General features: G+C 33.0%; 2 protein-coding genes and 1 pseudogene. All 3 read right to left on the minus strand.

Annotated elements, in window-relative coordinates; genetic code table 11:
• On the minus strand, positions 1-570 hold a 570-nt coding region (locus tag RTK36_RS14010; protein WP_312047863.1), incomplete at its 3' end, for a DUF5058 family protein.
• Between the two features lie 602 nt (positions 571-1,172).
• Complete coding sequence (locus RTK36_RS14015) at positions 1,173-1,538, minus strand: VOC family protein (protein ID WP_312047864.1); 366 nt, start codon at positions 1,536-1,538, stop codon at positions 1,173-1,175.
• Between the two features lie 476 nt (positions 1,539-2,014).
• Positions 2,015-2,315 (minus strand): annotated as a pseudogene (locus RTK36_RS14020) (hydroxylamine reductase); the annotation flags it as partial.

Consider the following 2,315-nt stretch of genomic DNA (forward strand, 5'->3'; position numbering starts at 1 on the left):
GGCTGTCGACTTTCCAACCAGCTGACTGCTAAGCAAATAAGCAAATAAGGCTAGGGTTGCGCCGCCCAAAAGAGCCTTAATCCACCTCTTGTCATATCTGGAATACATGATATCTACCATGCTTTCCATTTTATGATTAAACAAAAAAACAAAAATTAACCATCCGGCACTATTCAGCACACCGGCCCAAATCCCATATGTCCATGCCTTTATACCTATATTGGCATCCATAACCGTTACCCCCGCAACAGAACTTCCCATTGCAGCTACCGCCAATTCCGTACGGGCTGCCCCCACGTTGTTTAATACAAACCATGTATAAGGAGTCCCAAGCATTGCACTCATTGCAATCATTATAATTATAGGAGAGAGTGAAGGACCAATGGCTGTAATGCTAGCAGAACGCATTGCAGCTTTCCTTGCATGCTCAGAAATTCCAATTCTTGCTGCTTCTTTTATAGCTTCTTTCATAAAGAAAACCGATTGTAATATAACAATAGAAATCATAATAATTACACAAAACCAAATGTCATATCCATTTATAATCTTTTGAAACTCTGTCCCTTCCAAGGGAATCCCCCCTTTTTTCTAAATAATTTAATTATACTTCAAGTATATTTTAACGTACAATTTTCATCTATAATAGAGCATTATCTGTCTTAAACTCTTGACTAAAAATAAAGAGTTATCAATATTTGCTTTATCTTTTGAAAAAAAAACAACATAAATAGAATTTTAACAATAAATTTCTTTGTTTTTAATTTAAAAAACACTCTGCATTGAAATTATACCTATTTCTTGCATTAATTACTCATAAGTTTGACTTCATATTAACGAATCTGCATTTTTGTCTTACATTTTTTGGAACTTTACTTATTCAAATATAGTCAAAAAATACTAATGTCTTTATGAAACTTACATTTTTAATATTATTCCAACTTTTTTCTTTTTTAGACTTTTAGACAAATTTCAATTCATTTTCTAAATACCTACTCCCCTTCCTATTTTTCTAAACTAAAAAGATTAAAAAAAATTGTTTACTCGTTAAAGTAAACAACTTTTTACATGTGACTATTAATAAGCTTATTTTTGATCCAATTATTTTCTAAGAAACGTGTTTTCACAACAGGCAATTATCTGTTTTACACCCATTTAGTCTAATAAAATTATTATTATTTATATTGGAATAGCTGAACACTAAATCCACTGGGATCTTTTATAAAGAAAAAAGTTGCATCAGGAGTCTCAAAAGGTCCTCCACATATTTTTATGTTTTTCTCCACCAACGATTTCATCATTTCTTCAACAGATGCAACTGCAAAACCTATAGAAACAGCACCAAAAGTAACATTGTCCTGATTCTCGTCTTCTAAAAGTTCCACCAAAGTTTCGCCATCAATCCCATTTCCCATGAAAGCGATTTTTACTCCATTTCCTGCTTTAAAGCGGTTCACTACCTTAAGCCCTATCACTTGGGAATAGAAAGCAATGGATTCTTCCAAATTATTCACATGCACAGTTGTCCATAAAAACTTCATATTAATTCATCTCTCCTTTATAATGTTTCGCCTCTCAGTAACATCCGAAGTGATTTTGAATTCCTGCCCACCCTATGCCTATTTTCTTTAGCCTCAATTTGGCAGATTAATTATAAAAAAACAGAAGGAGTTACCATTTGCTGTTTGTCCTAACCTAATTTTATAGTGCCATAAAGTGGTCAGATTTGCAATGAAAACCATAAAACAAATATCAGCAAAAATAAATCTAAGCACCAAATTTGGTATATAAAATATTCATTTATAATGCCTTGAATAAACTTTCAATAATTTCTTTCGTCTTACCAGACACTGCATTTCATCCAAATTATGCTGATACCTAAATTACAATAAAAAGCTGTTGTATAATCAATTACTTAATTATTCAACAGCTTTTCTTTGCCAATTATTGTTCTATTTCTACCTATTTAATATAAAGGAAAATTAAATAGTTTTCTTGTCTTTGATTACATCATTCATTATTTTGCCCAAATCGCTTTCAAATCCTCATCGGGAGATGAAATCGGTTTCAATGCAAATTTATCAACCAAAACTTGCATAATATTTGGTGTAATAAATGCCGGTAGGGATGGTCCAAGACGAATATCTTTTATTCCCAAGGAAAGCAATGACAGAAGGATGCCCACCGCCTTTTGTTCATACCAAGAAAGCACTAAGGAAAGAGGCAAATCATTCACTCCACATTCAAATGCTTCGGCCAAAGCCGTTGCCACCTTAACAGCAGAATAGGAATCGCTACATTGTCCGCAATCCAGCACC

It is taken from the genome of Anaerotignum sp. (assembly GCF_031981185.1).
Lineage (GTDB): Bacteria > Bacillota > Clostridia > Lachnospirales > Anaerotignaceae > Chakrabartyella.

What these genes read in the sequence shown, in the direction of transcription:
- RTK36_RS14015 (WP_312047864.1), bottom strand. Translation starts at nt 1,538, where the DNA reads ATGAAGTTTTTATGGACAACTGTGCATGTGAATAATTTGGAAGAATCC.